Annotated in this window: 3 protein-coding genes; all 3 read left to right on the top strand. The window is 74.1% G+C overall.

Going from position 1 to position 7,485, the window contains the following annotated elements; translation table 11 throughout:
* Positions 1 to 2,007 (top strand): beta-ketoacyl reductase (locus ACZ7KF_RS09855; RefSeq protein ID WP_471070920.1); only part of this gene is annotated, 2,007 nt, incomplete at its 5' end.
* 106 nt (positions 2,008 to 2,113) lie between these two features.
* The gene (locus ACZ7KF_RS09850) at positions 2,114 to 6,187 is read left to right on the top strand and encodes a type I polyketide synthase (protein ID WP_471070917.1); all 4,074 of its coding nucleotides are present in this window, start codon (positions 2,114 to 2,116) and stop codon (positions 6,185 to 6,187) included.
* Positions 6,188 to 6,268: 81 nt separating this feature from the next.
* Positions 6,269 to 7,483, top strand: a complete 1,215-nt coding sequence (locus ACZ7KF_RS09845; protein WP_471070914.1) for a cytochrome P450 family protein — start codon at positions 6,269 to 6,271, stop codon at positions 7,481 to 7,483.
* The last annotated feature ends 2 nt before the right edge of the window (positions 7,484 to 7,485 follow it).

Below are 7,485 nucleotides of genomic sequence, written 5' to 3'. Positions count from 1 at the left end.
CTGCTCGTCGTACCCGAGCACCTGGACGCGGACGCCACACGTGTCGCCCACGACGTCGAGCAAACCCTCACCACCCACGGCGCCACGGTCTCCCGCCTCACGGTCGACGTGACGGCGACGGACCGCACCGACCTGTCGGCACGGCTCACCACCACCGCGGCCGAAGCGCAGGAACCCCTCGTGGGCATTCTGTCCCTCCTGGGCACCGATGAGCGGCAGCACCCGGATCATCCGGGCGTCGACCGTGCCACGGCAGCCACGATGCTGCTCGCGCAGGCGTGCGCGGATCTGGACGCGGACGTGGCCCGGGGGGTGGAGCCGAAGCTGTGGGTCGTGACCCGTGGGGCGGTCGCGGTGTCCCCCGCCGAGCGCCCGTCGTCAGCCGGCGCCCAGGTCTGGGGCCTGGGCCGCTGTGCGGCGCTCGAGCTCCCCACCCGGTGGGGCGGGATGGTGGACCTTCCCCGGGAGGCGCGGGATGCCGGACGGCAAGGGCGGCAGCTCGTCCGTGTGCTGTCGGAGACCTGTACCGAGGACCAGGTGGCGCTGCGGGCGTCGGGCGCGTACGGCCGCAGGCTGCTGCCCGCCTCCAGCCCTTCCGTATCCGCCCGCCGGGCCGCGAAGGGCGGCTACCAGCCGCGCGGCACGGTTCTGGTGACCGGCGGAACCGGATCCCTCGGAGGCCATCTGGCACGGTGGCTGGCCCGCAACGGCGCCGAGCACATCATTCTGGCCGGGCGGCGGGGCGAGGGCGCACCAGGAGCCGCGGAACTGTCAGCGGAGATCAAGGAGCTGGGTGCGGAGGTGACCGTCGCGGCCTGCGACGTGGCGGACCGGGACGCTTTGCGGGTGCTGCTGGACACCCTGCCGGCCAGGCAGCCGCTGTCGGCGGTGTTCCACGCTGCCGGTGTCCCGCACTCGGCGCCGCTCGCCGAGACGGATGTGGCAGGGCTCGCCGCCGTAGTCTCGGGCAAGGTCGTCGGGGCACGCCATCTGCACGACCTCACCAGGGAGAAGGAGCTGGACGCGTTCGTGCTGTACGCGTCGGGAGCGGGTGTGTGGGGGAGTGGCGGGCAGAGCGCATACGGAGCCGCCAACGCCGCACTGGACGCGCTGGCCGAACAGCGCCGGGCGGAGGGACTGACCGCCACATCGGTCTCCTGGGGGCTGTGGGACGGCGGAGGCATGGCGGGCGAACAGGGCGAGGAATTCCTCACCGCCCTCGGTCTGCGGGCGATGGAGCCCGAGTCGGCCGTCGCCGCCCTGGGCGAGGCCCTGGACCGGGAAGACACCTGCGTGAGCGTGGTCGACGTCGACTGGTCCCGGTTCGCACAGTCGTTCACCGCTTTCCGGCCCAGCCCGCTGATCGCGGACCTGCCCGGGGTGCGTACCGCGCCGGACGGACCGGCGGGCGGACCGTCGGAGGGCCTCTCGGGCGGCGCACGGCCCGGCGGCGCAGCCGACCAGGGAGTGCTGGCACGGCTCGCCCGGGCCACCGGCGACGACCGGCGGGAGATCCTGCTCGATCTCGTACGCCGCCACGCCGCCGCAGTACTCGGTCACCCGGGGCCGCAGCACATCGAGCCCGACGCCGGGTTCCGAACGCTGGGGTTCAGCTCGGTCACCGCCGTGGAACTGGCGAACAAGCTCGGTGCGGCCGTGGGCACCAAGATCCCCGCCACCTTCGCGTTCGACCACCCCAACGCCCGTGCCGCGGCAGCCCGCCTCGACGTCCTGCTGGCGGTGCCGAGCGACGCGGCCGCGCAGGAGGCGGAGATCCGGCAGGCACTGCAGAACGTGCCGCTGGCCCGGCTGCGGGCCGCGGGCCTCCTCGACGGTCTGCTCGAACTCGCCGGACTGGGAACGGAGTCCGGCGGCCGGGCCGACCTGCCGGGCGACGAGCCGAATCGCGGCGCGGCCACGCCGGACGAGGAGTCCGCCCTGGCGGACGTCGACGGTCTGGACGCCGAAGCACTGGTCGACCTCGTCCTCAACCAGTCCGACTCCTGACCGCTGCGGGCGCCGCCGGGGCCCGCCGTGCCGCCGCCGCCTTCGGCCGCACGAACCACACAGACCTGACCGGGCCACGGCCCGGAGCTCAGCAAGGAGACCACTCATGGCTCTGTCCCAGGAGAAGGTGCTCGACGCACTGCGCACCTCCGTCAAGGACGCCGAACGGCTGCGCAAACGCAACCGCGAACTCCTCGCGGCCCGTCACGAGCCCATCGCCATCGTCGGCATGGCCTGCCGTTATCCCGGCGGGGTCCGCTCGCCCGAGGACCTCTGGGAACTCGTCGTGTCGGGGACGGACGCGGTGGGTCCCTTCCCCCAGGACCGGGGCTGGGACGTGGAGCGGATCTACGACCTGGACCCGTCGGTCCCCGGCACGACCTACTGCCGCGAGGGCGGATTCCTGTACGACGCGGGAGACTTCGACGCGGCGTTCTTCGGGATAGGGCCGCGCGAGGCCACCGTGATGGACCCGCAGCAGCGTCAGCTGCTGGAGGCGTCCTGGGAAGCCCTGGAACAGGCCCGGCTGGACCCGCGCGCGCTGCGCGGCAGCCAGGGCGGTGTGTTCGTCGGCGCGGCGAACCAGGGCTACGTGCCGGGCGACGCGGCCGCGTCGGGACGTCTGCCGGAGGGGTCCGACGGCTACCTGCTCACCGGCAATGCCGACGCGGTCCTGTCGGGCCGGATCAGCTACTTCCTGGGCCTGGAAGGCCCGTCCATGACCGTCGAGACGGCCTGCTCCTCCTCACTGGTGGCACTGCACCTGGCGGTGCAGGCGCTGCGCCGCGAGGAGTGCGAGTTCGCCCTGGCCGGCGGAGTCGCCGTGCTCGCCAACCCGGCCGCCTACGTGGAGTTCGCCCGGCAGCGGGGGCTCGCCCCGGACGGGCGCTGCAAGGCGTTCGACGACGCGGCGGACGGTACGGGCTGGGCCGAGGGCGTCGGGGTCCTGGTGGTGGAGAGGCTGTCGGACGCGGTACGCAAGGGGCATCGGGTCCTCGCCGTCGTGCGGGGTACGGCGGTGAACCAGGACGGTGCCAGCAGCGGTCTGTCCGTGCCCAACGGACCCTCCCAGCAGCGAGTCATCCGCCGCGCGCTGGCCGACGCCCGGCTCGACGCCGGCCAGATCGACGCGGTGGAGGCGCACGGCACCGGTACCCGGCTGGGCGACCCCATCGAGGCACAGGCCCTGCTGGACACGTACGGTGAGCCGAGGAGCCCCGAACGTCCCCTGTGGGTAGGGTCGTTGAAGTCGAACTTCGGTCACGCGCAGGCGGCAGCCGGAGTGGGCGGCGTCATCAAGACGGTGATGGCGCTGCGGCACGGTGTGCTTCCCCGCACGCTCCATGTGAACAGCCCGACGCGGCACGTCGACTGGGGCGACGGGCGGGTGCGGCTGCTGACCGAGACGGTGCCGTGGCCGCGGACCGGCGCCCCCCGGCGGGCCGGAGTCTCGGCCTTCGGCGTGAGCGGCACCAACGGTCACGTCATCCTCGAAGAGGCGCCGCCCGCACAGCTCGAAGAGGAGCGGCCGGCCGTGGCGGGGCGGCCGGCCCTGGTCCCGTGGACGCTGTCCGGCCGTACCGGGCCGGCGCTGCGCGAGCAGGCCGCGCGTCTGGCAGCACACCTGGAACAGCACCCGGGCCTGGACCCGCTGGACGTCGGGTTCTCGCTCGCCGTGACCCGCACCCACTTCGAGCACCGGACCGTGCTGCTCGCGGACGCCTCCGCCGAGGGCGGATCCCGTGCCGAACTTCTCGCGGCGTTGAAGGCGATGGCGGAAGACCGCGACCCGGGCGGGGCGGTGCGGGACACCGTGCAGGGCGAAGGGCGTACCGCCTTCCTGTTCAGCGGGCAGGGCAGTCAGCGACCCGGCATGGCGCAGCAGCTGTACGCGCAGTACCCGGCATTCGCACGGGAGCTGGACACGATCGCGAAGCATCTGGACGCCCATCTGGACCGGCCGTTGTCGACGGTGATGTTCGCGGAGGCCGGTTCGCCGGAGGCCGCGCTGCTCGACGGCACGCACTACGCCCAGGCCGCCCTGTTCGCCGTAGAGGTCGCGTTGTTCCGGCTCTTCGAAGGCTGGGGGCTGCGCCCCGACGTGCTGCTGGGTCACTCCGTGGGCGAGCTGGCCGCTGCCCACGTGGCCGGGGTGTTCGGGCTGGCGGACGCCTGCGCACTGGTCGCCGCCCGCGGCCGGCTCATGCAGGAACTGCCGGCCGGCGGCGCGATGCTCTCGGTCCGTGCCGCCGAGCACGAGGTGCGGGACCTGATCGCCGGACAGGAGGACCGCATCGCGGTGGCGGCCGTCAACGGGCCCCGCTCCATCGTCGTCTCCGGGGACGAGGACGCCGTCTCGGCGCTTGCCGAGGAGCTGACCGAGTACGGCGTGCGGACCAAGCGCCTGAACGTCAGCCACGCCTTCCACTCCCCCCGTCTGGACTCCATGCTGGAATCGTTCCGCCGGGTCGCGGACGCCGTGGAGTACCACGAGCCGACGCTCGACGTGATCAGCGGCCTGACCGGCCGCGCGGCCGAGGCCGGGGAACTCACCGCCGCCGACTACTGGGTCCGGCAGGCGAGGCAGACCGTCCGGTTCCACGACGGGGTGCGCGCCGCTCGCGCGCGCGGCGTCAGCACCTTCGTGGAGCTGGGGCCGGACGCCGTGCTCTGCGGCCTGGCCCTGGAGACCCTGGAGGAGGAGCCGGCCGGGGACACGTCCGCCGAGGCGCCCGGCCGGGCGCGGGCCGCGCTGGTGCCCGTGATGCGTCGGGAGCGGCCGGAGGGCAGTACCCTCCTGATGGCGCTCGCCACGGCCTACGCGCGCGGCGTGCAGGTGGACTGGTCCCGGTTCTACGCCGGCACCGGCGCCCGCCACGCCACACTGCCCACCTATGCCTTCCAGCGCCAGCGGTTCTGGCTGGAGGCGGCGGCCCCCGTGCCCGCGAGGGACGCCGGGCCCGGCGTGCCCGCGGTGGGCGGGACGGCCGGACCGGCCGACGCGGAGGAGACCACCGATCCGGCGACCCGGCCCGCGCTGAGTGCGCAGGACCTGCTCATGCTGGTGCGGACACAGGCGGCGGCCGCACTCGGCCACGCCGATTTGGAGGACGTACCGGCCGACACCCCCTTCGGCGACATCGGTTTCGACTCGCTCGCCGCCATCGAACTGGGCGCCGCCCTGACCGGTGCCACCGGGCTGGAGGTGCCGTCCTCCCTCGTCCTCGAACACCCCACCCCCAGGGAACTGGCCGGGCACCTGGCGGCCGCCCTGACGGCCGCCGGCAGCGACGGCACGCCTGCCGAAGGCCCGGGCACGGCCGGTGAGAGCAGCCTGGTGGCGATGTACCGGCGGGCCGTGCGGCTCGGCCGGGCCGAGCCGTTCATCGGCATACTCGCCGAACTCGCAGCTTTCCGGCCCGTCTTCGCCGCCGATCAGGTCCTCGCGGAAGGAGAAACCCTCGGGCAGGCGGCCGCCGCATGGCAGCCGGCTCCGGTACCCCTGGCCACCGCGGACGGTGCGGGACCGGAGCTGATCTGCTGCGCGGGCACGGCGGTGGCGTCGGGTCCGGAGGAGTTCACCGCACTGGCCGCGGCCCTGGACAACCGGCTGACCGTGTCGGCGCTGCGCCAGCCCGGCTTCCGCGCGGACGAGTTGCTGCCCGGCTCCTTGGACGGGCTGCTCGACGCCCAGGCGGACGCGGTGCTGCGGCACACCGGTGACAGGCCGTACGCCCTCCTCGGCCACTCGGCGGGCGGGGCGCTGGCACACGCGCTGACCTGCCGACTGGAGGAGCGCGGCGCGGGTCCCACGGCGCTGATCCTGGCGGACGTCTATCTCCCCAGCTCGCCGGGGGCGATGGGGGTGTGGCGCAACGAGATGCTCGACTGGGTCATGCAGCGTTCCGTGGTGTCGATCGACGACTCCCGGCTGACGGCGATGGGCGCCTACAACCAGATGCTCCTGGAGTGGGCGCCGAGGCCCACGAAGGCGCCGGTCCTGTTCCTGCGCGCGACGGAGCCGGTGGGGCAGTGGTCCGGGGAACCGGAGAGCTGGCGGGCACGCTGGGACGGCGGCGACCACACCGCCGTCGACGTGCCGGGCACCCACCTGACGCTGATGACCGAGCACGCCCGCCACCTCGCGGCGACCGTCCACAGCTGGCTCGACACCCTGTGAACCACCCCGGGGAGAACTGCGCCGGGCGCCGGACGGCTGCTTCCCCCGTTTCCGTACACCGCGACACCTTGGAGGACTCCCGTGACAGCGCAGTGGACCACCCCGTCCGTACTCGGCCGCAGGCTTCAACGAACCTACGTGGGCTACTGGTTCGCAGGAACGCAGGGAGACCCCTACGCGCTGATCCTGCGCGCCCAGCGGGACGACACCACCCCCTACGAGGAGGAGGTCCGCGCACGCGGACCGGTGTTCCACAGCGAAGTGCTGGACACCTGGGTGATCGCGGACGGCGCCCTCGCCCGGTCCGTCCTGACCGACGCCCGCTTCGGAGCGCTGACCCGCGCGGGAGGACGGCACCGCGCGGAACTTCTCCCGCCGGCAGGCCCCGAGACCGGTCCGGCCCGCGCACGGGAGCACGGCGGCGTGCCGGCCGGCGCCGAGCCGGCGGTGTCGGCGCAGGACGAGGTGGCCGTGGAGGCCCTCGCCGAGCAGGTGTCACGCACCCTCCTGGGCGGGCTCGGCGCCGGCTTCGACCTCGTCGCCGACTTCACGCGACGCCTGCCGGCACAGGTCCTGGCGGAATTCCTGGGGCTGCCCGCGGCCCGGCGCGGCCGGTTCGAGGAACTGCTGGCCGGCTGTGCCCGCAGCCTCGACAGCCGGCTGTGCCCGCAGACTCTCGACATCACACGGACCGGCCTGGGGGCAGCGGCCGAGCTTCGGGACCTGCTCGCGCGCCACCTCGGCGACGGCGGACCACGGTCCGCTCAGGCGGCTCTCGCTCTGGCAGTCGAGGTGGCCGCACCCGCCGGTGCGCTCATCTGCAACACGTTCGAGGCGCTGGGCAGCTCTCCCGGGCAATGGGACGCCCTCTGCCAGAACCCGGACAAGGCCGACGCCGTCATGGCGGAGACCTGGTGGCGGCAGCCGCCGGTGCGGGTGGAAAGCCGGATCGCGCAGCAGGACGTCGAACTGGCCGGAGTACCGATCCCCGCAGACGGGCATGTGGCGATCCTCGTCGCCGCCGCCCAGCGCGACCCGGCGGTCACCCCAGCCCCGACGGAGAACGGCACCGGCGTCCCCCTGGGGCTCCTCGGCGAGGCGCACTCCACCTCTGCCGCCCGGACGGTCCGCGCCCTCTCCCGCGGTGCGCTGCGGGTGCTCGCGCAGGAGGCGCCGGACCTGCGGCCGAGCGGGACAGCGGTGCGTCTCAGGCGGGCACCCGTCACGCTCGGCCACGCCCGCCTCCCCGTCGCCCGGACGGGTTCCGGGGCACTGACCCACCCGGGTGCGGCATGAGC

It is taken from the genome of Streptomyces sp. NPDC038200 (genome assembly GCF_055600785.1).
The sequence above is the reverse complement of the archived record's forward strand: the minus strand, read 5'-3'. Positions and strand labels throughout refer to the sequence as shown.

Coding starts and splice junctions, on each gene's coding strand:
- ACZ7KF_RS09850 (WP_471070917.1), top strand. CDS start 2,114: ATGGCTCTGTCCCAGGAGAAGGTGCTCGACGCACTGCGCACCTCCGTC.